The 23256-nt window shown below is 40.1% G+C and carries 20 protein-coding genes; 8 read left to right on the plus strand and 12 right to left on the minus strand.

Features of this window, described 5'->3' with window-relative positions; translation table 11 throughout:
- The first annotated feature begins 26 nt into the window (after positions 1 to 26).
- The gene (locus ACPUEN_RS12945; RefSeq protein ID WP_425636331.1) at positions 27 to 1385 is read left to right on the plus strand and encodes an acyl-CoA dehydrogenase family protein; all 1359 of its coding nucleotides are present in this window, start codon (positions 27 to 29) and stop codon (positions 1383 to 1385) included.
- Here ACPUEN_RS12945 and ACPUEN_RS12950 read toward each other — a convergent pair.
- Entirely contained in the window at positions 1382 to 2221 is an 840-nt protein-coding gene (locus ACPUEN_RS12950) for a hypothetical protein (RefSeq protein WP_425636332.1), read from the minus strand. The two genes, ACPUEN_RS12945 and ACPUEN_RS12950, sit on opposite strands and share 4 nt — an antisense overlap.
- A 117-nt stretch (positions 2222 to 2338) precedes the next feature.
- Here ACPUEN_RS12950 and ACPUEN_RS12955 point away from each other — a divergent pair, with 117 nt between their 5' ends.
- From ACPUEN_RS12955 to ACPUEN_RS12970, 4 genes are all read left to right on the plus strand, one after another.
- Complete coding sequence (locus tag ACPUEN_RS12955; RefSeq protein ID WP_091695819.1) at positions 2339 to 2977, plus strand: GDSL-type esterase/lipase family protein; 639 nt, start codon at positions 2339 to 2341, stop codon at positions 2975 to 2977.
- 167 nt (positions 2978 to 3144) lie between these two features.
- Positions 3145 to 3345, plus strand: coding sequence for a hypothetical protein (locus tag ACPUEN_RS12960; protein ID WP_425636333.1), 201 nt, complete (start codon positions 3145 to 3147; stop codon positions 3343 to 3345).
- Entirely contained in the window at positions 3342 to 3839 is a 498-nt protein-coding gene (locus ACPUEN_RS12965; RefSeq protein WP_425636334.1) for a hypothetical protein, read from the plus strand. The genes ACPUEN_RS12960 and ACPUEN_RS12965 overlap by 4 nt, the downstream gene beginning before the upstream one ends.
- Before the next feature lie 795 nt (positions 3840 to 4634).
- On the plus strand, positions 4635 to 5999 hold the full coding sequence (locus ACPUEN_RS12970) for an ATP-binding protein (protein WP_425636335.1): 1365 nt from the start codon (positions 4635 to 4637) through the stop codon (positions 5997 to 5999).
- Between the two features lie 8 nt (positions 6000 to 6007).
- Here ACPUEN_RS12970 and ACPUEN_RS12975 read toward each other — a convergent pair whose 3' ends face one another.
- The 9 genes from ACPUEN_RS12975 to ACPUEN_RS13015 form a co-directional block, all read right to left on the minus strand.
- A complete protein-coding gene (locus tag ACPUEN_RS12975; RefSeq protein ID WP_425636336.1) occupies positions 6008 to 7573 on the minus strand; it encodes a sulfatase family protein in 1566 nt (521 codons plus the stop codon).
- 557 nt (positions 7574 to 8130) lie between these two features.
- On the minus strand, positions 8131 to 9006 hold the full coding sequence (gene atpG / locus ACPUEN_RS12980) for an ATP synthase F1 subunit gamma (RefSeq protein WP_425636337.1): 876 nt from the start codon (positions 9004 to 9006) through the stop codon (positions 8131 to 8133).
- A 65-nt stretch (positions 9007 to 9071) separates the two neighbouring features.
- On the minus strand, positions 9072 to 10649 hold the full coding sequence (gene atpA, locus ACPUEN_RS12985; RefSeq protein ID WP_425636338.1) for a F0F1 ATP synthase subunit alpha: 1578 nt from the start codon (positions 10647 to 10649) through the stop codon (positions 9072 to 9074).
- Between the two features lie 23 nt (positions 10650 to 10672).
- Positions 10673 to 11233, minus strand: a complete 561-nt coding sequence (gene atpH, locus ACPUEN_RS12990) for an ATP synthase F1 subunit delta (protein ID WP_425636339.1) — start codon at positions 11231 to 11233, stop codon at positions 10673 to 10675.
- Between the two features lie 9 nt (positions 11234 to 11242).
- Positions 11243 to 11737: a F0F1 ATP synthase subunit B gene (gene atpF, locus ACPUEN_RS12995; protein WP_425636340.1), complete on the minus strand. Its 495-nt coding sequence runs from the start codon at positions 11735 to 11737 to the stop codon at positions 11243 to 11245.
- Positions 11738 to 11814: 77 nt separating this feature from the next.
- On the minus strand, positions 11815 to 12072 hold the full coding sequence (gene atpE / locus ACPUEN_RS13000; RefSeq protein ID WP_111318661.1) for an ATP synthase F0 subunit C: 258 nt from the start codon (positions 12070 to 12072) through the stop codon (positions 11815 to 11817).
- Positions 12073 to 12109: 37 nt separating this feature from the next.
- Positions 12110 to 13135 (minus strand): F0F1 ATP synthase subunit A, encoded by a 1026-nt coding sequence (gene atpB, locus ACPUEN_RS13005; protein ID WP_425636341.1) that lies wholly within the window; start codon positions 13133 to 13135, stop codon positions 12110 to 12112.
- A 19-nt stretch (positions 13136 to 13154) separates the two neighbouring features.
- Positions 13155 to 13520 (minus strand): hypothetical protein, encoded by a 366-nt coding sequence (locus ACPUEN_RS13010; RefSeq protein ID WP_425636342.1) that lies wholly within the window; start codon positions 13518 to 13520, stop codon positions 13155 to 13157.
- A gap of 62 nt (positions 13521 to 13582) precedes the next feature.
- On the minus strand, positions 13583 to 13813 hold the full coding sequence (locus tag ACPUEN_RS13015; RefSeq protein WP_425636343.1) for an AtpZ/AtpI family protein: 231 nt from the start codon (positions 13811 to 13813) through the stop codon (positions 13583 to 13585).
- Between the two features lie 144 nt (positions 13814 to 13957).
- On the opposite strand from ACPUEN_RS13015, the gene ACPUEN_RS13020 reads away from it, so the two are divergent.
- The 3 genes from ACPUEN_RS13020 (at position 13958) to uvrC (ending at position 20759) form a co-directional block, all read left to right on the plus strand.
- Entirely contained in the window at positions 13958 to 16579 is a 2622-nt protein-coding gene (locus ACPUEN_RS13020; protein ID WP_425636344.1) for a tetratricopeptide repeat protein, read from the plus strand.
- Positions 16580 to 16582: 3 nt separating this feature from the next.
- Positions 16583 to 18889 (plus strand): penicillin-binding protein 1A, encoded by a 2307-nt coding sequence (locus ACPUEN_RS13025; RefSeq protein ID WP_425636345.1) that lies wholly within the window; start codon positions 16583 to 16585, stop codon positions 18887 to 18889.
- A gap of 64 nt (positions 18890 to 18953) precedes the next feature.
- Positions 18954 to 20759 carry an excinuclease ABC subunit UvrC gene (gene uvrC, locus ACPUEN_RS13030; protein ID WP_425636346.1) on the plus strand — a complete coding sequence of 602 codons (1806 nt, stop codon included), beginning with the start codon at positions 18954 to 18956 and terminating at the stop codon, positions 20757 to 20759.
- Positions 20760 to 20774: 15 nt separating this feature from the next.
- On the opposite strand, the gene gldN is transcribed toward uvrC, so the two are convergent.
- A complete protein-coding gene (gene gldN / locus ACPUEN_RS13035; protein WP_425636347.1) occupies positions 20775 to 21593 on the minus strand; it encodes a gliding motility protein GldN in 819 nt (272 codons plus the stop codon).
- Positions 21594 to 21625: 32 nt separating this feature from the next.
- Entirely contained in the window at positions 21626 to 23239 is a 1614-nt protein-coding gene (gldM, locus tag ACPUEN_RS13040) for a gliding motility protein GldM (protein ID WP_425636348.1), read from the minus strand.
- Between the last annotated feature and the right edge of the window lie 17 nt (positions 23240 to 23256).

The following is a 23256-nucleotide window of genomic DNA, read 5'->3' on the forward strand; positions in this document are numbered from 1 at the left end:
TGAACTAATTCCCAAAATAGATACCTATGAAAAATCTTTTTAAAAATATCAGTGGTTTGCGCAAACTTTTGTCAAGTGTAGACTTAGATCAAATCTCCAAACTTTCGCAGAAAGTAGATATCGCCAAGATGGTCGGTTTGGTATCGCAAATGAGCGAGGAAGACCTGTCCAAAATGATGGGAATGATGAAAGGAGGCAGCCGTCCGAAGACTATCCCGCCGATCAATGGGGATTTCTATGAGCTTGGTAAAACTCTGGCTCCGCATGAGCGGGAAATCCAACTCAAGGTGAGGGAGTTTATGGAGCGGGAGATCAAACCCATTGCAAATGACTACTGGAACCTTGGTGAATTCCCAATGCAGATTATCCCAAAAATGGCAGAACTCGATATTGCAGGATTAACTTATCAAGGCTATGGCTGCCCGGGACATTCCGCTTTGTTAGAGGGATTTATAGCCATGGAAATGGCAAGAATAGACACCTCGATTTCTACATTTTTTGGCGTGCAAAGTGGCTTGGCCATGGGCTCAATCTATTTATGTGGATCAGAAGAGCAAAAGCAAGAATGGCTTCCTTCCATGCAAAACTTGGAGAAAATCGGTGCATTTGGCTTGACGGAACCCGAAGTAGGATCCGGCGTAGCGGGTGGCCTGACCACTACTTGTAAAAGAGAAGGCGATGCCTGGGTGCTGAATGGGCAGAAAAAATGGATTGGGAATGCTACGTTCTCAGATATGACCGTAATCTGGGCGAGAGATTTGGACGATCAGCAAGTGAAAGGATTTATCGTGAGAAAAGACAATCCAGGATTTAAGGCAGAAAAACTGGAAGACAAAATGGCGCTGAGAATAGTGCAGAATGCACTTATCACGCTGACGAATTGTGAGGTGCCGGAATCAGACAGATTACAGGAAGCAAATTCCTTTCGGGACACTTCAAAAGTACTTCGCATGACCCGAGCAGGTGTCGCATGGCAAGCTGTAGGCTGTTCAAGAGGAGCCTATGAGTTGGCCTTGGCTTACACCAATGAGCGCAAGCAATTCGGCAGACCTATCGCTTCTTTCCAACTCGTACAGGATCTTTTGGTGACCATGCTAGGTGATCTGACAGCTATGCAGACCATGGTATTCAGACTCTCTGAAATGCAGGATGATGATATTTTGAAGGATGAGCATGCATCTTTAGCTAAAGTATTCTGTACGCTTCGTATGCGCTCCATCGTGGATCATTCCCGTGAGCTTTTCGGAGGAAATGGCATTTTGCTGCGCCATGACATTGCAAGATTTGTAGCAGATGCAGAAGCTGTTTATAGCTATGAAGGCACCAAGGAAATCAATTCCCTGATCGTAGGTCGGGCAATTACCGGGCATAGTGCTTTTGTCTAAAGCAAGATCAAAATAGCAGGAATCAGGAAGGCGATTTCCATTCGCATCCGGATTTGTTCAGGGCTTGAGCCAGATTTGAAAAAACTCAAGTAGTGAACAAGCAACATCACCAATACTAAACCCGGGAAGATCCTATAAAGAGAATTCACCAGTAGCAAACCAATCAATGCAACTAGCATTAACCCAATTGCCAGCTGGTGAATTCTCGGGTTAAGCTTCTCCTGAGGGATAAGTGTGGCGATGGAAGAAAAGCCAGATTCCGAGTCGCTCTCCTTATCCAAACTAGAAAGCATAATCAAATTTAGGTAAGCTAATCCCATGTATAATAGCGTGAGCCCAAATGCCGTCCAGGTATAATCGATGGCTGGAGCTTCATACCAAGGAAGCCAGGAAATCCCGATTACATAGAATATAGCGGAACTGAGTTCCTTCAGACGCGCTTGCTTTGCTGCCAATTTTCTTACGGCAAGCATGATCGCTAAAATCACAACCCCAAGTCCAGCGCCGAAAAACAATTCCTGAGAAAACCCAAAGAATTTTATCGCCCAATACAGACCAATACATCCAACTATACCTAGCATGAGCAGTAAAGGCTTTTGGTAAATCAGATGGAAATGATGTCTGTCTTCTGCATGCTCGACTGCCAATTTTCGTGCATCCATCAAATGATCCGCGGTATAAATACACCAAACAGCCATACCCAGCAGCGCATATTCCTGCCAGTTCAATTCTACCCTTAGTGCTCGCTCAAAAAAAAGCATTCCAGCCATTGAGCCAAGAACCACATCCAAAGAAAGCCAGGTAAGCCGCTGATAGATTTTAAAAAGAAACTGCACGGATTAAAGATAAGGCGAATGGGCAAAAGTCCATAGTTGGTGGGCAAATGCTCAGAGATAATTGGTATTTTACCAGCCAATTCTCAAATCGATAAACCTGAAATCAAATTCTTAATAATGAAAAAACTCAATTTACTTTTAGTCGCTCTTCTGGCTTTTGCCAGTGTTTCTTTGGCACAATCTCCTATCAAAATCGCCTGTGTAGGAAATAGCATTACCCAAGGTCCAGGAAGAGACAATCCAGATAGTTGGCCGTTACAGATGCAAGCTATTCTTGGCGATGCCTATGAAGTTGGGAACTTCGGAGTAAGTGGAAGAACCCTACTCAGAAAAGGAGATTATCCTTTTTGGAATGAGCCACAGTTTCAGCAGGTGAAAGACTTCAAAGCCGACATTCTGATCATCATGCTGGGAACAAATGATTCCAAGCCTCAGAACTGGAAATATGCTTCGGAATTCAGACAGGACTATTTGGATATGATCGCCGAGTTCAAGAAAACTATGCCTGCCGATGGCAAAGTCTATGTAATCATGCCGGTACCTGTAACCCGTGAAAACTTCGGAATCACCCCTGTAGTCATGAACAACGAGCAGCGCATGATGATCATGGATATCGCTATAGACTCAGGTTCTGAGTTAATCGATCTTTATACACCATTTATGGGTCACGAAGATTTACTACCTGATGGAGTGCATCCAAATACGGAAGGGTTAGGGATCATGGCGAAGGTGGTGGCAAGGGCGATACGGTTGTAGGATTTCTCGTCATTGGTAGGCACGAAGCAATCTCTTTGAAAGCCACAAAACCTTCAGGTTTTAGCGATCTGGAGGGTTTTGTTTTTAAGGAAAATTCCTTTCAATCGATGAAAACTGCTTTCCGTTTTCAAGGTATATCTTTAGGAATAGTTTTTTAAAGGAAAAATATGGCATTAAGCTGGAATGAAATCAAGAATAGAGCCTTAAGTTTTACTAAAGAATGGGAAGGAGAAACTCGTGGACGAGCAGGTAAAACCGTGGATCTGTGCTTTAGACCTCAAGCAATCACCTCCGAAATGTGTCAGATAGAATTTCTATCTGAGCTGTATGAAGGATATTTGGTACGACTAATGATAAAGAAGAAGTGAAGGTTTTTGATTCAATAGAAGAAAACCCCTTAAAAGCTATTTGGGATTTTCTTAGTGTAATTGGAGGTGTATTTGGCTTAATCAGCTTTTTTGATGACTTTATTGCTTGGAAAAACCAAATCTCACAAATTATTGATGTCTATCAATCCATTGTTCAATTCCCTTTCAAGATCTTTAAAATTCATTTAAATCAAATGATTATAGATTATGCTTTCATTGGCGCATTATGCGGATCTTCATTTGTCAAGGCTATAAACTATGGAGAAAAAAGAGAAATTTTAAATACACGTGCCAACCCTAAAGGATCAAGAATTTTTTATTTCGCTATATATTTTTTGACTTGGCCTCTTGCATTATTTATAGCTATAAAACAGGTGCTTTTTGGCTTTAAAGATGAAGGAGAAATTGTTTTAAAAAGGAAGTTTTTTCAATGGCTATTTACAATCGTTATTTTATTTGTCCTGGTGATTATTGCAAATATTTCCCTTTCCTAAATGCTCTTTCCTGAGTCTAGAGTTTTAGCCTAAGCAAAGTCCTCAATAGCAATCGGGAGCAACTCCGCTTTTCTTTTTTTTGAATTTGTCCCAATAATGAGTTTAACCCCTTCAGGGTTATATGGTCTATCATTGTTCCGCATATCCACGGGTTGCACCCGCGGTTATTGAAAAGTTGGACCACTTCGTGGTCACGGGTCGTATGTGTTGACTTCTCCTCTAAAAACGATGGAGATTGTAAGATCAAATGATTTGCTGAAAATCGATTTAAAAGCATGACCCATAACGGGGTCAAACCATTAATAGCCATGGGTGCAACCCATGGTTTATTGGATACCCAACCAAACCACGACCCCGAAGGCGGTCGAACTCATTCCTGAATTTCTTAAATACTCTTTGTGATTTCCTGATAAAAGTGAAGCAACAACTTTATTGAAAATCCCACTAAGCATAGATCGCATCTAAGCTCAATTATCTTAAAGAATTTGAAATTCCAACTTTTAAACCTCTTTGCGCCTTTGCGCCGTTGCGGGAGTATTCCCACTTCTGGCTTAATCTATCACTCCTCCACAAACCCAATCTGCTTCCACTCCCCTTCGATTTTATCATTTTGCTTAGCAGTGCTTCTACCATATTTAATGTGTTTGAATAGTTAGGTTTTTAATGAAGCTATTTTATTCAATTTTTCACTTTGGATGAAATTACTTACTCTTTGTGACAAAAAAATCATAAAATATGGTTCGCTTTGTGACATATATCCATTAATTTAACCTACTCTTTGTTACAATTGGAAAAATGATACTAAGGAATTCACTCAGCAAATTACTGAAATGGAAGGAGTTGGAAAGTAGAAAACCACTGATCATCCGTGGAGCAAGGCAAGTTGGTAAAACTACCCTGGTAAGAGAATTTTCCAAGGATTTCTCTACTTATATAGAATTAAACTTGGAAAGAGACAGCGAGCGAAGACTCTTCGAACTGGAAGGAACGGAGAAAATCCTGAATGCAATTTTCCTGTCTAAAAACACAAGTCCCAAAACTGGACAAACTCTCTTGTTTATAGATGAAATACAAGAAAGTCCCCGCGCAATTACTCAATTACGCTATTTTTTAGAAGACAGTCCAGACCTATTCGTTATTGCAGCAGGATCTCTCCTTGAGTTCGCACTATCTAAAATCCCAAGCTTTCCAGTCGGAAGAGTTGATTATTTATACTTACACCCACTCAATTTTGAAGAGTTTCTTCTAGCAATGGGACAGCTTAGGGCTTTGGAGTCATTGCGCGACGTACCCGTTCCAGAATATGCCCATCAAATTCTTAAAGAGCATTTTCATCAATATGCATTGATCGGTGGCATGCCAGCTCTAGTAAGTGATTTTGCACAAAATAAGAATGTGGAGGCCTTATCATCAAACTATCGCAAGCTTTGGCAAGCTTATAAAGATGATGTAGAGAAATATGCGAAAAATGAAACCGAGAAAAGAATCATTAGGCACGTGATCGATACGGCACCTTTTGAACTAGATCGCATTAAGTTTGAGGGTTTTGGAAACTCGAATTACAAAAGTAGAGAAGTAGGAGAAGCCTTGCGTGCATTGGATTTAGCTAGAATTATTCAATTGATTTATCCAACTACCAGTGTCAAGCCTCCTATTGTGATTGATTTCAAAAAGCGCCCAAGACTACAATTTCTTGACACTGGTCTATGGAATCAAGCAATGGGGCTTCAAGCTCAACTCATTCAAGTAGGAGATCTGGATGAGGTTCATAAAGGTAGAATTGTCCAACATTTAGTAGCTCAAGAAATTAACTCCACTGTAGAAGATTACTATTCCACTTCTAACTTTTGGGTTCGACAGGAAAAAGACAGCAACTCTGAAGTTGACTTAATTTTTCCTTTTGAAAAATATCTCATCCCAGTAGAAGTAAAGTCGGGAAGCAAAGGTACACTTCGCTCTCTTCACCAATATATGGATCGATGTGAACATCCATACGCCGTCAGAGTATATGCTGGAGAATTTAAAATAGAACCCGCTCGAACGATTGCTGGCACTGATTTCTATTTAATGAATTTACCTTATTACTTAGGCACCCAATTAGAAAAATATGTTCGGAGATTTGTTAATAAATATAGTTCTAGTGAATTAGGACCTAAATAATTTTGCCCCTACTCCACAAACCCAATCTGTTTCCACTCTCCTTCGAATTTATCATTTTGCTGGGGAGCGCCGGGGGTGCTTCTACCCTCTTTGATGTACTTCGAAAGAAGCGCTTTTAGCGAGGCTACTTTCTCAGGATTCTCAGCTTGCAGATTGTTGGTTTCTCCCGGGTCGGAAGCCAAATTATACAGCTGCACATCAGGAAGTCCTTCCTCGGCTGGAGTATTCGGTTTGGGTGCGCTCCATCCCCCAGATCCTTTGGCCATGATGAGTTTCCAATCTCCTTGACGGATCGCAAAAGAACCATTTATCGAATGATGGACCGTCGCTTCGCGGAATTGTTCTACTTGCTTATCAGCATCAAATAGGCCCAGAAGACTGAAGCTATCTTCTCCTTCATTATCTTTCAATTCATACCCCGTAATCTCTGCGCTGGTCGCCATTACATCTGTCAGACAAATGGTATGGTCTCTGGTAGTGCCTGCTTGGATCTTTGCTGGCCACTTGGCGATAAATGGAACCCGATGTCCACCTTCATATGCATCTGCCTTGTGACCTCGGTAAATATAGCTGGAGAAATGCCCCGCAGCCTGCATCACATCTAATCCAGCTGCCGGCGAACCGCCATTATCACTCGTAAAAATAATCAGTGTATTCTCTTCAATTCCGGCATTTTTGATCGCTGCATTCAACTGACCTACATAATCATCGATCATCATCATAAAGTCCCCAAATGGAGCAACTCCACTTTTTCCCTGCCATTCAGCTGGAGGTAGAATCGGAGTATGCGGTGATGGAAGTGCTAGGTAAAGGAAAAATGGCTTCTCCTCCTTTGCCTGCTCCTGAATGTAGGCAATGGATCGCTCAAAGAAGTTTGGAGTGACTTTTTCATGGTTAAAATCAGGAGAGGTTGGGCCTTCGCGCCACCAGGAATATTTGCCTGTATTCACGGTAACGGTATCAGGAATCGCGGTCACTTTGCCATTCTCCACATACACATAAGGCGCCATATCCAGTGAACCTGCATGGCCATAGGCATAGTCAAAGCCCAAATCATTTGGAGTGTGTTTGACAGGTTTGGCAAAATCAATATTTTCAAAATCATTTGGCCCCCAACCATCAGCAGTCAGGGAATCACCATCAACTGTAGCCCAATTCCAACCCAAATGCCATTTGCCAATAAAAGCGGTATGATATCCTTGCCTTTTCAGCATTGAAGCAATCGTAGTTCTATTATCAGGAATCAAAGCAGTAGAATTCCCGGTAAGAACACCACTTTTCAGCGTACTTCGCCAATTATACCTCCCCGTCATAAAACCATAGCGTGTAGGAGTGCACACTGCAGATGGCGTGTGAGCATCTGTAAACCTCATACCTTCAGACGCCAGTTGGTCTATGTGAGGAGTCTTGATTTTGCTTTCCGGGTTAAATGCCTTGATGTCACCATAACCTAGATCATCTGCAAGAATAACAATGATATTTGGTTGCTTGGGCTGTTCTTTAGCTACCTCTGAGCAAGAGAAACTGCTAAATAATAGGCAAAATATGGCCAAAGACTGGATGGTGTATTTCATTGGAGTTTAGGAATATAATTCGATCAGACAATTTAGGGCATACGACCCAAGTATAAAAGGAAAATCTGTTGAGTAGTTAGAACTATGCAGACAGGGAAAAATAATATGGTTTAATTATAGTATTTGGGCTAAAAAAAAACACTAATCAACAACTTCTTAAGGTTTCGACTTCGCTAAATCTGACAAAGATTAAAAGATACTGGTGTAAGAAGGTTCGACATCACTAAGCCCGATAAGCTGGGTAACTTCAAAGTGGTGTGAGGACTGGTAGATGAGATGAATCCTGCTTCTGGAGAAGCAGAATAACCTGGAATATTGTTTTCATAATCAGCGCTAAGATATTTTAGGCTTGTAATCCAAATCATATGAAGAAACAGGAAAAAACAAACCAAATAGACACATAGAAAACATAGTCTAAATGGAAGATCCCGAGTTGAACCTATGACTGCTATGTTTCTTATGTGGCAAAACCTTGGTGCTATCTTCGTGGCCTTCGTGGCTAAAAAAAAACCACAACCCTCGCGAGTTGTGGTTTCGGAAAGTAGGTCTATCGTTTATTACTTACCTCCAAGTGCATTTGCACCGGAGACAATTTCAAGTATTTCGTTGGTAATGGCAGCCTGACGCGTTCTGTTGTACATCAATCGAAGTTCTTTCAACAATTCACCAGCGTTTTCAGTCGCCTTATCCATTGCTGTCATTCTAGCGCCATGCTCAGAAGCATTGCTTTCCAATACAGCTTTGTAGAATTGGATCTTCAAAGAAGTAGGAACCAATTCTTCGATGATGTATTTTCTAGAAGGCTCCATGATGTAATCTACCTCAGGCGCTTTTTCTTCTTGGGTAGAATCTTCCTTTGCCATAGGCAAAAACTGCTCAACAACCACTTCCTGGGTAGCTACGTTTTTGAATTCATTGAATACCAAAACTACCTGGTCGTATTCGCCAGCGATAAATGCATTCATTGCGAATTCCGCTGCATTTCTCACATTGTCAAACGTAAGATCCTGAAAAAGCTGAGAGTACTCAGACACCATCGCGAACTCACGCTTTTTGAATGCTTCAAAAGACTTTTTACCAATTGGAAGAATAGTGATATTCTTACCAGCAAATTGTCTTGTAATAGCAAGATTTACAGCCTTGATGATGTTTGAATTGAAAGCACCACACAATCCTTTATCTGAAGTCACAGGAATGATCAATACATTTCTAACTTCTCTTTTTTCAGCAAATACAATATCTGCAGCTCCATCAGAAGTAGCGGATACGTTGTTCAGGATTTGAGTCAACTTCTGAGAGTAAGGACGCATCTGTACGATTTTATCCTGTGCTCTTCTAAGTTTTGCGGCGGAAACCATTTTCATGGCCTTAGTAATCTGCTGTGTAGAGACTACTGAGGTTATCCTTTCCTTTACTTCCTTAAGATTAGCCATCTTGGTTGCTTTGTGCTTGGGGTATAAATAGCCGGAAGACTCACGCCTTCCGGAATTTTAATCAATTATTTCGCGAATTTAGGAGCTAACTCTGCAGCTGCCTTAGAAAGAACTTTTCCAGCTTCGTCTACATTTCCTTTCAAGATGAAGTCTAGCGCCTCAGGATAAGAAGTATCCAAAAGGGTATAAAATTCTTTCTCAAAGGCTCTAGCTTTTTCAACTGGAACTGTATCCATCAAGCCTTTTGTAGAAGCATAAATAATAGCTACCTGATGCGCTACAGATACAGGAGAGTACTGAGCTTGCTTCAAGATCTCCTGGTTTCTTCTACCTCTTTCGATCGTACGCTTAGTAGTCGCATCTAGATCAGAACCAAACTTAGAGAATGCTTCCAACTCACGGAAAGCTGCCTGATCCAATTTCAAGGTACCGGCAATTTTTTTCATTGACTTGATCTGGGCGTTACCACCTACTCGTGATACCGAGATACCTACGTTAATTGCAGGACGGATACCGGAGTTGAAAAGGTTAGTCTCCAAGAAGATCTGACCATCTGTAATCGAGATTACGTTAGTCGGGATATAGGCAGAAACGTCACCAGCTTGAGTTTCGATAATAGGAAGTGCAGTCAAAGACCCGCCACCTTTTACCAAATGCTTGATTGAATCCGGCAAATCGTTCATTTCCTGAGCGATCTTATCAGACTTGTTGATTTTCGCAGCTCTTTCAAGCAATCTTGAGTGAAGATAGAATACGTCCCCAGGATAAGCTTCACGTCCCGGAGGTCTTCTCAATAGAAGAGAAACTTCACGGTAAGCTACTGCTTGCTTAGAAAGATCATCATAAACTACCAAAGCTGGACGACCTGTATCTCTGAAGAACTCACCAATCGATGCACCTGTAAATGGAGCAAAGAATTGCATAGGAGCTGGTTCGGATGCAGGAGCTGCAACAACTACTGTATATGGAAGAGCGCCACCTTTTTCAAGTGCTGCTACTACACCAGCAACTGTAGATGCTTTCTGACCGATTGCAACGTAGATACAGAAAACTGGCTCGCCTTTATCGTAAAATTCTTTTTGGTTCAAGATAGCATCGATAACTACCGCAGTCTTACCTGTCTGACGGTCACCAATTACCAATTCTCTTTGACCTCTACCGATTGGAATCATCGCATCGATAGATTTGATACCTGTTTGAAGAGGCTCTGTAACTGGCTGACGGTAGATTACACCTGGAGCTTTACGTTCCAATGGCATCTCGTACAACTCACCAGCAATAGGACCTTTACCGTCGATAGGGTTACCTAGGGTATCCACTACTCGGCCAAGCATTCCTTCACCTACTTGAATTGAAGCAATTCTTTTGGTTCTCTTTACTGTATCCCCTTCTTTCACTCCTTTGGAGTCACCGAAAAGTACAGCGCCGACATTGTCTTCTTCCAAGTTCAGTACCATTGCTTTCAGACCGTTGTCGAATTCTAGCAATTCACCAGACTGAGCCTTAGAAAGTCCATAGATACGAGCTACACCATCCCCCACTTGAAGGACTGTACCCACTTCTTCGAGTTCAGCTTCGGTTCTTGCACCAGAGAGTTGCTCTCTTAAAATTGCCGAAACTTCATCAGGTCTTACTTCTGCCATGATATATAGATTAATGCTTTTTGTTAGATTTTACTTTCGTAATGATTTGTGATAAACTGAGTCTTCAACTGTCTCAATTTGCTACTCAATGATTCGTCAAGCTGACGGTCATTTACTTTCAAAATATACCCACCGATTAAGTCTGGATTTACTTTCTCCACCAATTGTACCGTCTTCTTACCAGAAATTTCTTTTACTACTTCAGAAAACTCCTTGCGTAGTTTATCATCAATAGGAAAAGTAGTAGTCAACTCAGCTACCTGAATAGACATATGAAGATTGTACTGGTTTTCAAATTCTTTTGCGACGTCTAGAAGAATCTCCTCTCTATTCTTACGAGAGACAATCTCAAAGAAGGTCATGGTAAGAGGATCAGATCCCTTAGCAAAAAGTGCTTTAAGCACATTCAATTTCTTATCCGAATTGACGACAGGGTTCTTAAGAACCAATCCCAATTCACGATTGCTAGCTTCCAACGCAGTAAGACGAAGGAAATCAGAATGTACCTCCTCTAATCTTCCTTTTTCCAAAGAAAGTTCCATGATTGACTTGGCATAGCGGGATGCTACTCTCTGGTTTGACATGGAGGTGGATTAGTTAAGCTTAAGTTCTTTGATGAATCCTTCTACCAAATCTTTTTGAGATTTGCTGTCGGATAGATTTGCTCTCAATAGCTTCTCAGTAACTGCAAGAGATAGCGTAGCAACCTGAGTTTTGACATCTGCCAAAGCAGCTTTCTTCTCAGTCTCAATAACAGCTTTTGCATTTTCGATCATCAAAGCACCAGCCTTCACAGCGTCAGCTTTTGCATCATCGATCATTTTCACAGAAGCGTCCTGAGCTTTCTTCAAAATAGTATCTCTTTCAAGTCTGGCATCAGCAAGAAGTTTTTCATTCTCAGCTTTCAAATTTGCCATTTCATTTCTAGCAGTTTCTGCAGCTTTCAAAGCATTGTTGATGCTACCTTCTCTTTCGTCCAAAGCAGCTAGCATAGGCTTCCATGCAAACTTGATCAGGATGAAAAGTAGGCCTAGAAAGCCAAATAATTGCCAGAAAATAAGACCGGTACCTGGTGTGATTAAATCCATGGAGTTTGTATTATCTCAGATTGTTCAATAGAATAAAGAAAAGGGAAAGGCCTAGCGCCAATCCCTCTTCAAGTAAATTATGCGATCTCCGCGATGTTTAGCGCGATCAACAAACAGATTACCGCTGCGAACAGGGAAACCACCTCGATCAAGGCTGCAATAATCAACATTGCACCCTGGATTTTACCAGCAGCTTCTGGCTGACGAGCAATAGCTTCCATTGCCTGTCCACCAATACGACCGATACCAAGGCCTGCGCCAATCGCAACAATACCTGCACCGATACCAGCTCCCATTAGAGCGTAACCAGCAGTCAACAAGATAATAGTTAACATAAACTTAGATTTATAAATTGAACAAAGAAATTACTTATTAATGATCTGCATGAGCATGCTCAGCTACTGCCGAACCAATGTACATCGCTGAGAACAGCGTGAATACATAAGCCTGAATAGTAGCAACCAATAACTCAATTAGATTTATAAAGGTAACCATCAGCGTACTTGCCACACCGATAGTATACGATTCAAAGATAAAGGCCAAAGCTATGAAGCCAAGGATTACAATGTGTCCTGCTGTGATCGCAACAAAAAGTCGAACCATCAAAGCGAAAGGCTTGGTAAACAAACCGATAATCTCTACAGGAACGATAATCAATAACATCAAAGGAGGGACACCTGGAGTCATAAAGACGTGCTTCCAATAATCCTTATTTCCATTCACATTGGTGATGATGAAAGTCAATGTCGCCAACACCAAGGTGACAGCAATATTTCCAGTCATGTTGGCTGCACCTGGGATAAGCCCAAGTAAGTTACCAAACCAAACAAATAGGAAAAGGGTAATCAAATAAGGAACAAAACGCTTGTATTGTGGCCCAATTGATTCTTTTGCAATATCGTCTCTTACGAAAATAACAATTGGCTCAATGATAGCAGCAGCACCTTTAGGAGCAACAGCGCCATTTTTCTTATAGAAAGAAGCTGCAGAAAGCGCTAGCCAACCTACGAAGATCAATACGATAAACAGCATGACCACGTTCTTAGTAATAGAGAATTCAATAAAGCTGCCGTGATCTACTCTTCCCAAATGATCATGCTCATCTATATAGTAACCTTCGTGAGCGTATTCTTCTCCAAAAGAATGAGTTTCATGATTTTGGAAATCAGAAGACTTAAAGAACTCCAACCCTCTATCACCAGAATATACAATAACTGGAAGTGGAAGAGTGACGTGAGTATGACCAAAAGTCACCAAATGCCACTCATGAGAGTCCTTCACGTGATGCATGATGAAGCTAGTCTTGTCTTCTTCTTGCTCTGCGGCAAAAGTGTTGCTATTAAAACCTAGCAAAAATGCTGAAATTAAAAGACTTAGGGCCAGTATTTTACGCTTCATTAACTCTTTTTTTTGAGGGCTACTTTGAAATCGGGCGCAAGTTAGACAGAAAGGCGTAGATATCAAAAACTAAGTAGAACAAAAAAACTACGAAGAAATCCGCTATAAACAGAATAATATTCTCCATTCCTGGCCAAACAGCAAATCCAATAAATACAATTGTGGCTATAAATCTCAGAATCATAGCTAAAACCATGATATTGAAGAAATTTTCGGCAAATGATTTCAGCAGAAACGCATTCAATAAGCTGATCAAAAAAGACAGAATCACCATAAAAGAATAAATGTTCCAGATTTTTTCGTGTACAATATCTGGCAATAAAACACTAAATAAACCGATCAACCCCGCTACTGCTGTTGAGAAAAGGAGGAATTGAAGATGCATATTTTTAGGCAAGCGCATAGTAATTGACTGTTAGCCTGCAAAATTACCTCATTTTTTTAAACTCACTTATTATCCTGCTTCATGGACATCCAGAGTTGATAAAAAGCCAGGATGATAGAAAGGAAACAGAACAAGAGTAGCCAAACGGGAAACTTCATTTCACTTCGCTGCTGAAGCCACCACCCAAACCAGGTACCCGCACCTATTATTCCAAATAACTGGAAAGATAGACCAATGTATTTCACATAAACTGGAGTACCGTTTGACTTGGAATCTTTGTCTTCTGGGCTCATAATTGCGTTAATTGAGACTATTTTTGTTAAAAATTGCTAGTTATATCTTAGTGAGTCAGGTGAACACAAATAATAGACCACAGTATTCGTTCACTAAGTAAATCAAAAAACCTATTTTGCTACTTGAATTGGGCAAAACAACTCATGAAGATATTTTCCAGGCTTGTAGTAGTCATTTTATTTTTTTGCGTAGCGTGCTCTTCAGAGCGCAACACCTTTACAAACAGGACATTTCATAATGTCACTGCGCATTTTAATGCGTACTACTTAGCAGATGTAAGATTAAAGGAGGTAGAAGCCGAAGTTTACCAAAACTACAAAGAGGACTATACTCAGGTACTACCGGTATTTATTCCGCTGGATTCTGCAACAATTCAATCTAATGAAGAGAAACTCCAATCCTCCCGCGAATTAGCCTCAAAAGCCATAGAATGGCATAAAATCAGCAATTGGGTAGATGATAGCTACTACATTCTCGGAAAGCTAGATTATTACCAATCACACTTTGACGATGCACAAAACACGTTTAAATATATTAATGTAAATTCAAAAAGTGATGACCTGCGTCATAAGACCTTAATTACCTTGCTTCGTCTTTATGTAGATCAAGGGGAATTTGAAAACGCCAATTTCACGATAGATTACCTCTCCAAGGAATCTGGGATTTCTGATGAAAACAGGTACGAGTTATACAGAACATTAGCCTATTACTACGAAAGGCGAGGGGATAAAAGTGGGGTCATTGGCGCATTAGATAAGGCAATTGAGTATTCTCGAAATAATAAAGAAGAATCCCGAATCAACTTCATTCTGGCTCAGCGTTATCAGCGGGAAGGCTTTGATGCCTTAGCTCACGAATATTATGAAAAATCACTCGCTGGAAACCCTCCTTATGAGCGAAGCTTTTATGCCCAATTGTATGCACAACAAGTTGCGGAACTGAATGCCTCAAAGGATCTCAGAAAGGTACGTAAGTACTATGACGACCTCTATGAAGATCCAAAAAACAAGGATCTAAAAGATGTAGTGATTTATGAAAAAGCACTATTTGAGGCAAAGCAAGGTGACACTCAACTTACTCTTGATTTACTTCACCAAGCAGCTAAAGAGCCTGGAAGTAATCCCAGAGTAAAAGGCTATATATACCAGAAGCTGGCGGAAATAAATTTATCTGAATTTAAGGATTACAGAGCCACCAAGTACTACCTGGATTCTGCACTCACCTACATTAATGAGAATGATCCGGTAGCGATTCAAATTACAAGTCAAAAAGAGTCTCTTGACCAATATGTCTTTCACTTTGAAAGAATCCAAAACAATGACAGTTTGTTAAGTTTAGCAGACTTAACACCTGAAGAGCAAAAACTAGTCGCTGAAAACTTTATCAAATCAGAAGAAGAACGACTGATGCGGGAAGCTGAGGAACTTCAGAAGCCCAGAAGCACAAGTGTTTTCGACAATCTCTTAGCATTTAGTGACAGAGGTTCTGGTTCATCGTTTTACTTTGACAATAGCGTCGCTATGCAACAAGGAGCTATTGATTTTAGAAGAACCTGGGGCAATCGCCCATTGCAGGATAATTGGAGGAGAAGTGCTATGAGTTTCCAAAGTTCAGCCCCTACAATTACTGAGCTCACTGAAGGGGACTCTATTTCCACGGAAAAAGAAAGTCTTATAAGCCAATTGCCAAGTTTAGATAATCTATTGGCAGAAATCCCAAATACACCCGAACAGATTACAACGCTAAATCTTGAATTAGAGGAATCTTACTTCGAATTAGGAAAGCTTTTATATTTTGAGCTAAAAGAAACCGAACAGAGTGTTGACAATCTTGAAACTTTGGTTCGAGTATATCCTGCCTCTTCTAGAAAACCTGAGGCATATTATTTATTGTATTTGGCACAAAAAGATTTGGGAGGAAATTCCCAACAATATGTCAGCCGACTGAACAGGGAATTTCCCGAATCTCAATACACTTACTCTGTTAATAATCCAGATGCTGCATCGGGTAATTTGGCCTATGTTGAGTCCTCCAAAAGATATGAAAAGGCTTATAACGCCTATTATGATGGGCAGTATCAGTCTAGTAAAGCTATCATAAAATCAACATTAGAAGATTATCCACTAACTCGAAATACGGAACGACTCCTTCTGTTAGATATCATGGTCTCTGGCAAAACTGAAAGTAGAGCTAAGTACCGAGAGCGCTTAGAAAATTATATAGAAAATACGCAGGACGAAAATTTGGTGGAATTGGCAAGGAATATGCTAAAACCTATGCTGTCTCAGGAAGAAATAGCAGAACTTAATCCAAAAGAAATAGTAGAAGGTGATTCCACGCAAGTTGAGAATAAGGCATCGGAAGAGGAAGAAGAAAATGAAGGAGCATCTTCCTCACCCTACAAATACAATGAGGCGGCAACGCATATCTTTGCACTTGTGATGGACCCCAGTCTTTCTGAAACTGCAAAAAGTCTTTTACCCGATATCGAGAGTTTTCATTCATCGAATTTCTCCAAGGAAAGATTGAGGACAGGGGACTTTAATTTCAACAGGGAGAATACGATTTTAATTATTAGCCCTTTTTCAAATGCCGAAAAAGCAAAAGAGTATTACAGCAAGTTTCTAAAAGAATTCCAATCAGAAGGACTTCCAGATGAAGTAAAGTCAAATTCATTTGTGATATCGATCGAGAACTTTCAATTACTGAGTAAAAGCAAAAATTTAGAAGAATACAGGACTTTCTTTAAGTCCACTTATAAGTAAACTATGAGTAACAAAACAAAACCCCAAACATCCTCTTGGGTATCCAAGACCATAAAATATCTATGGATCGCCTTTATTGCAGGATTTTTTGGTTTCATCCTGTTTGTCTGGATGGTCAGTATCAACTTTCTGGGATTATTCGGATCTCTTCCAGACTTTAAAGCGTTGGAAAATCCTGATTCTGAAATTGCATCAGAATTATATTCTACAGATGGAGTTCTTCTAGGGCAATATTTCCGTGAAAACAGAAGCCCTGTCAAATACGAAGAACTAGCTCCAAACCTAGTTAATGCATTGATATCGACTGAGGATGTGCGTTTTGAAAACCATTCAGGGATTGATATGCAGGCGATGGCTCGTGTTTTTGTCAAATCAATTCTCCTTGGCCAAAACGCCGGAGGTGGATCAACACTAAGTCAGCAAACCGCAAAAAATCTTTTCAAGACTAGGACGGATGCTTCTCAAGGCTTGCTGAGCTCTATTCCAGGCTTAGGAATGCTCATTATCAAAACGAAAGAGTGGATTGTAGCAACCCAATTAGAAAAAGCCTATACTAAAAACGAGATACTTACACTCTATCTCAATACTTCTGATTTTGGATCTAACGCGTTCGGAATAAAAACTGCTGCTAAGACATTTTTCAATAAAACACCTTCAGACCTTGCTGTCCAAGAATCAGCCGTATTAGTCGGCTTATTCAAAGCCCCTTCCTATTACAGCCCTGTTTACAACCCAGAGAATTCACTTCGCAGACGGAATACAGTTCTATCTCAAATGCGTAAAAATGATGCATTAACAGATAGTGAATATGATTCTTTGTCAAAATTACCAATAGAACTTAACTACAGTGTAGCAAATCAAAATAAAGGATTAGCCACTTATTTCAGAGAAATCGTTAAGGCAGATTTGATCAAATGGACGAAGGAAAACCTGAAATCTGATGGAACTGCCTATGACCTTTACGGTGATGGCCTTAGGATTTATGCAACTATCGATAGCCGTATGCAGCAATACGCAGAAGATGCAGTTGCTGATCACATGGCAACTTTGCAAGCCAAATTCTATAAAGAAATGGGGAATAGGGATCCATGGATCGATGAAAATCATCGTGTCATACCAAATTTCATCGAAGATGCAGTAAGAAGGACCGAGGCTTACCGATTACTTAAGGTACGATACGGTAACGATACAGATTCTATTAATCTAAAGTTGAATGAGAAGAAGAAAATGAAAGTTTTCTCTTGGGAAAAAGGGGAAATAGATACTCTTATGAGCTCCATGGACTCCATGAGGTATTATAAGAAGTTTCTTCAAACTGGCTTTATGAGCATGGATGCACATACCGGGCAAATCAAAGCTTGGGTAGGTGGTTTGGACCACAAGTATTTCAAGTATGATCACGTACTCCGAGCAAAGAGACAGCCCGGCTCTACGTTCAAACCCTTTGTTTACGCGGCGGCCATTGAAAACGGCTACAGCCCGTGCTATAGCGTTATTGATCAGCCAGTCGAAGTCTATATTCCAGGTCAGCCGGCATGGAGTCCCTCAAACGCAGACGGAAAATTCAGTTACGAAAAAATGACTATCAGACATGCTATGGCTGAATCTGTGAATTCGATCACTGCCTATATGATGAAGAAGCTAAGCCCGAAAATTGTTGTTGAGACTGCAAGAAGGTTAGGTGTTACAAGTGATCTAGAGGAAGTACCAGCTTTGGCTCTAGGAGTAAATGATGTCTCTATTTTTGAAATGGTGGGAGCCTTTGGGACTTTTGTCAATCAGGGTGAGCATACGACACCATTCTACATCGACAGAATTGAAGATAAAAATGGAAATGTAATTCAACAATTCACAGCCAAAAAGAGACCGGCAATGAGTGAGGAACATGCTTACTTAATGACGTATATGCTCCGAGGAGGATTTGAAGAAAGCGGGGGTACAAGTCAGGGGGTCGATTGGGAATTAAGACAGGACAATGAACTAGGGGGTAAGACTGGAACAACACAAAACGCTTCCGATGGCTGGTATATGGGGATTAGTAAAGACCTAGTTAGTGGTGCATGGGTAGGTGGAGATGATAGAGCCATTCACTTTAGAAGTTGGTATGAAGGACAAGGTGGTAGAACTGCAAGACCTATCTGGCAGAATTTTATGAAAAAAGTGTATGCTGATAAAAGTCTAGGTTATACTAAAGGACCATTCCCAAGACCTGAACGTCCATTGAGCATAGAGATAGATTGTGATGTCTATGAAAAAGAAAGTCAACGGTTTGCTGATTTTGATTATGATGCCAAAAAGAATGACTTTTAAAAAAATATAGAACCTCTTTCAAAAACAGCCTTAAACCCAAGGCTGTTTTTTTTAATTTTATACCATGCAATCATCCTCCTTTTCACCTACTGATCACTTAACACTCCCAGATAATCCAGGGGTTTACAAGTATTTTAATGAGGAGAATGAATTGATCTATGTAGGTAAAGCCAAAAGCTTAAAAAAGCGAGTTAGTAGCTATTTCAATAAAAATGCTGGCGTTAATCTGAAAACCAGAAAGATGGTCAAGGAGATACGAAGAATTGAAATCACTTTAGTTGATAGTGAATTTGACGCGCTCCTTTTGGAGAATAATTTGATAAAAAAGTCTCAACCAAAGTATAACATTCTACTTCGAGACGATAAGACCTACCCATACTTACTTTTAACAAAAGAGAATTTCCCACAAATCTTCCCCACCAGGAAAATGATTCCTAGACGGGGTACATATTATGGACCTTTTGCAAGTGTCAAAGCAATGAATAATGTGTTGGATTTGATCCGAGAGCTATTCACGATTCGAACTTGCAAGCTCGATTTATCACCTTATAAAATCGCTGAAGGGAAATATAAAGTATGCCTGGAATACCATATAGGGAATTGTCAGGGTCCTTGTGTAGGGTTACAAAATGAAACAGATTACAATAAAGATCTAGAGCAAGCAAAGCATATCCTGAAAGGAAACCTTGGAGTGGCTAAAACCTATTTCAAGCAGGAAATGCAGCAGCATGCAGAAAATCTTGAATTTGAAAAAGCTCATAAACTCAAGGAAAAACTGGATTTGCTTGAAAAATATCAAGCTAAATCATTGATTGCAAGTCCTTCCATTAACAATCTGGATGTGTGTACCATCGTATCCGATGAGAAGAACGCCTATGTGAATTTCATGCGTGTGAAGAATGGTTCGCTTATTACTTCGAAGAATGTGGAGCTTAAAAAGAGACTGGATGAATCAGATGAACAGTTGCTTTTAACTGCATTGATTAGACTTCAGGATCAATTTCAAAGTGATGCTGAAGAAGTCCTGCTAAACATAGAATTGACAGAACAAATTGAAGGACTGAATGTATTCCATCCGAAGATTGGAGATAAGAAGAAGCTTATCGAGCTATCATTGAAAAATGCACTTTACTACAAAAAGGAAAAAGCACTGCTGATAGGCTTGAATCAAGATAAAAAGGATCGTGTGATCCGACAACTACAACAAGACCTAAGTCTGCCCGAAATTCCAGATCATATCGAATGTTTCGACAATTCCAACATTCAAGGAACAAACCCTGTAGCAAGTATGGTCTGCTTTTTAAATGGTAAACCTGCGGTCAAAGAGTATAGACATTACCACATTAAAACTGTCGTTGGGCCAGATGACTTTGCTAGCATGAAAGAGGTCGTTGGGCGTCGGTATAAGCGCTTATTAGACGAAGGCAAGCCAATGCCTAAGTTGGTTGTAATAGACGGTGGTAAAGGTCAGTTATCATCCGCGGTAGAAGCTCTGAAGGAATTAGGAGTTTATGGTCAGATGCCAATCATTGGTATAGCTAAAAGGCTGGAAGAAATATACTTCCCAGGTGATTCTTACCCAGTACATATTGATAAGAAATCAGAGAGCTTAAGACTATTACAAAGAATCCGAGATGAAGCTCATCGATTTGCCATAACATTTCACAGGAATATCAGAAGCAAAAATGCTTTTGGTACACAATTAACAGCAATCCCAGGAATAGGAAAAAGCACAGCAGACAATTTATTAAGCCACTTTAAATCAGTTAAAAAGATAAGTGAAGCAAGCGAAAAAGAAATAGCTGCGATAATAGGGACTAGTCGGGCAAAGGCATTGATAGCATGGAAAGAAAAAAATAAAGGGGCTTAAAAAGCCCCTTTTATATTACCACTCCCATAGGGAGTTTTCATATTCTAGCAATTTATATTCAAATTCAAGTGCATCTACGTAAGCCTGCATATCTGGATTAGGATGATCTACAGCCACAAGGTCAGCTATCAGAGCCTCTTCAGAGTTTGTAAATCTCCTTACTACAGATCTAAATAACCTTGTTTCAAAAGCTTGGTCATAGGTTAGACTCCTAGCCATATTCTGAAAATTAAGCCATCTAGCTTCAGGATGATCTTTGAAGTAGTTATAGAAATCTTTATATCGAATGAAACCAATAGTCTTCTGACCAGCATTAGAGTTCGTCTCAGACGGCATCACCAATTCAAGATATTTGATATCAAATACCATATCTGAATGATGCTTATCAAAAACAAAATCTTCTCTGAAATCAAGATAATAAAGTTGCTTTGAGAAAATACTATCTCCAGTCGCATTCAACCAGAAGTTCTCCTGAAATTCAGCGATAGACAATGGCTGAGTAAATTCCTCATCGCCGAAAACTTCTAAAGCATTTTCCTCTACAATAGCATCATAAATTTGATTAATAATGCCATTATCTTTAGTATCTCCTGATCCATAAAGAGGCATATTGTATTTCTCTCGCAGGTCGATTCTTCTCCAGACACCAATTTGATACATTTTATCATCTTCTCTAATTCTCTTTGCAGAAAAGATCGTATCCATATCAAACTGACGATCACCATATCCAGATGGACTTACGCTAGTAGCAGGGATTTGCGCCTGACTAACTAGAGGCGAAAACCCTATTGCGATGAGTAGGGAAAGGATTAATTTTGTCAGAAACTTTTTCATAATCATTCGTTTATGTTAATCCAATACTCGAATTACTTAACTCGAATAGTGATAACTTGTCTTAATTCTGAAGGAATTTTATTTCCTCTGAAATTTGTTCTGGTGACTTGTCGAATTTCGAATACCACAACATCTCCAGCTCTAGCACTTTCTAATAACGAACGCATCGCTAAACTATTACCATTAGAGATAGGAGTAGTTTGTCTCGGTACTTCGTTTCTCAATAATCTCATTTCACCACCAGTCACTTCAAAAGCAGCATCTTTGGACATTGTTCTTGCAAAAGTTGGTTCTGCTTTGGCTAGCATCTTGAGCCCCATTAGAGAACTGATTGCTTGTGCTTGACTCAGATCAATTTCAGTGCCGTTAGAAGCAGCAGGAACCAAATTAGGCAAAGGAACTGGCTTGATATCATAATCAACTGTACCAATCTTATTTCCTCCGCTACTAACTCCAATATTTACCTTTCCAGATGCGCCTGGAATTACAGTCAATTGGCCAGGCTTATTACCCTTGATAGATTGACCGTTGCTTACTGCAAATTCTGGTGAATATGTATTTCCAAGAGCAGGCACTTCAATCAAAAGCTCATTAGCGCAATCAGCATATAGCTGCTGAACAACTTCAGATGAAACCTTAATTACTGGCTGGGCTACGAAGTATTCATATTCTACCGGCAGAACTTTGTCTTCCCCACCTACATTAGTGATGATTTCGCCGTTGATAACTCTTCTTGCCAATCCTCTGTCATCATATTCCGAAGCTGGAGTTACGTTAAATTCAATTTTACCAAATCCCGAAGCATCTACAGGCACAGAGCGACCATCTATCGTCATAGTAGGCGCTGCTGAAGTAGAACTAGAAGCTATAAACATATCAGCTTCGAATTTAGTACCCGCTGCTACCACATTTGACAGCGCGGCAATTCGAGCTTCAGTAACATCTGCCTTGAAAAAGAATGAACCTATAGAATTCTGTATTGCCTTCAATGACTCACTTTCTATGTTCAAAATTTCATTTTGAAACTGAGATATAAGGGCAATAACAGCTCCAACTGGTGATTTCACGAACGTCAGCGCAACGAAATCCTTATTCTTTACTTCTCTATCATTGGCAAAAAGCTCAATATCTTTAGCATCTTTCGCGATTGGCTCAAATTGCGGATCTGGAAAACCAATCTTTGTCAAAATTGCAGAAATCTGTTCCGGATAAGCATTCAACTTTTCCTTCATCTCAGCTCCTCTGCCATTATTTGCAAACAAATTCCCCGTGATTTCTGTATTTTTGAGATTTGCATTGACAAAATTCCCTTCGTCATTCTTGGCATTAGACTGAATAATCAAGTCTTGCTTTAATCCTTCTAAGTAGTCATAAATTTCCTTAGTAGCATCTCGTACTTCTTGAGAGGCTGCTACTTTTGGCACATCTACTTCTTTATTGCCTTGTTGCTCTACTGTATAAGCTATTGACTCTACTGTAGAAACGTTTTTACCGATGAAATTTCTGGAAGTTCGTTCCATTCCATCATTAATTAATATAAATTTTTGGAGGATTTGGTTGCTTACCTGTAAGGCCAAAAGGGCCGTTAATACTAGGTACATCATACCAATCATCCGCTGTCTAGGTGTCTCTTTAGCTCCTGCCATTTTTAAGTTTTAATGGA

The sequence above is a fragment of the Algoriphagus yeomjeoni genome (assembly GCF_049821175.1).
Taxonomy (GTDB): domain Bacteria; phylum Bacteroidota; class Bacteroidia; order Cytophagales; family Cyclobacteriaceae; genus Algoriphagus; species Algoriphagus yeomjeoni_A.

Bases quoted from the DNA above. Each gene is read 5' to 3' on its own strand.
- atpG (WP_425636337.1), bottom strand. From the start codon at position 9,006: ATGGCTAATCTTAAGGAAGTAAAGGAAAGGATAACCTCAGTAGTCTCT.
- ACPUEN_RS13025 (WP_425636345.1), top strand. From the start codon at position 16,583: ATGAGTAACAAAACAAAACCCCAAACATCCTCTTGGGTATCCAAGACC.
- ACPUEN_RS13015 (WP_425636343.1), bottom strand. From the start codon at position 13,813: ATGAGCCCAGAAGACAAAGATTCCAAGTCAAACGGTACTCCAGTTTAT.
- atpB (WP_425636341.1), bottom strand. From the start codon at position 13,135: ATGAAGCGTAAAATACTGGCCCTAAGTCTTTTAATTTCAGCATTTTTG.
- ACPUEN_RS12960 (WP_425636333.1), top strand. From the start codon at position 3,145: ATGGCATTAAGCTGGAATGAAATCAAGAATAGAGCCTTAAGTTTTACT.
- atpF (WP_425636340.1), bottom strand. From the start codon at position 11,737: ATGGATTTAATCACACCAGGTACCGGTCTTATTTTCTGGCAATTATTT.
- ACPUEN_RS12970 (WP_425636335.1), top strand. From the start codon at position 4,635: ATGATACTAAGGAATTCACTCAGCAAATTACTGAAATGGAAGGAGTTG.
- atpA (WP_425636338.1), bottom strand. From the start codon at position 10,649: ATGGCAGAAGTAAGACCTGATGAAGTTTCGGCAATTTTAAGAGAGCAA.
- ACPUEN_RS13020 (WP_425636344.1), top strand. From the start codon at position 13,958: ATGAAGATATTTTCCAGGCTTGTAGTAGTCATTTTATTTTTTTGCGTA.
- ACPUEN_RS12945 (WP_425636331.1), top strand. From the start codon at position 27: ATGAAAAATCTTTTTAAAAATATCAGTGGTTTGCGCAAACTTTTGTCA.
- atpE (WP_111318661.1), bottom strand. From the start codon at position 12,072: ATGTTAACTATTATCTTGTTGACTGCTGGTTACGCTCTAATGGGAGCT.
- ACPUEN_RS12955 (WP_091695819.1), top strand. From the start codon at position 2,339: ATGAAAAAACTCAATTTACTTTTAGTCGCTCTTCTGGCTTTTGCCAGT.
- ACPUEN_RS12975 (WP_425636336.1), bottom strand. From the start codon at position 7,573: ATGAAATACACCATCCAGTCTTTGGCCATATTTTGCCTATTATTTAGC.
- uvrC (WP_425636346.1), top strand. From the start codon at position 18,954: ATGCAATCATCCTCCTTTTCACCTACTGATCACTTAACACTCCCAGAT.
- ACPUEN_RS13010 (WP_425636342.1), bottom strand. From the start codon at position 13,520: ATGCATCTTCAATTCCTCCTTTTCTCAACAGCAGTAGCGGGGTTGATC.
- atpH (WP_425636339.1), bottom strand. From the start codon at position 11,233: ATGTCAAACCAGAGAGTAGCATCCCGCTATGCCAAGTCAATCATGGAA.
- gldN (WP_425636347.1), bottom strand. From the start codon at position 21,593: ATGAAAAAGTTTCTGACAAAATTAATCCTTTCCCTACTCATCGCAATA.
- gldM (WP_425636348.1), bottom strand. From the start codon at position 23,239: ATGGCAGGAGCTAAAGAGACACCTAGACAGCGGATGATTGGTATGATG.